This window comes from Bradyrhizobium sp. MI1.3, from assembly GCF_055811695.1.
Genome location: NZ_JBVVPQ010000323.1, coordinates 1 through 234 on the forward strand (window position 1 = coordinate 1; position 234 = coordinate 234).

1 protein-coding gene is annotated in these 234 nt (G+C 61.5%); it reads left to right on the top strand.

Going from position 1 to position 234, the window contains the following annotated elements:
• On the top strand, window positions 1-234 hold a 234-nt coding region (locus AC0L3A_RS41160), incomplete at both ends, for an FAD-dependent oxidoreductase (RefSeq protein WP_473256635.1).

Genomic DNA, 234 nt, shown 5'->3' on the forward strand with positions numbered 1-234 from the left:
GGCCTTACCGTTAATGATGGGGTCGTCGTTGATGAGCAGTTGCGCACCAACGATCCGGCCATCTGGGCCGCCGGAGACATCGCCAATTACCCGGACCCGGTGTTGGGCCGCACCCGCGTCGAGCATGTGGACAATGCCACCGCTATGGGCAAGGCGGCCGGCCGCATCATGGCGGGATCAAAAGACTCCTACACCCATACCCCGATGATGTACTCACAAGTCTTTGGGGTGCGC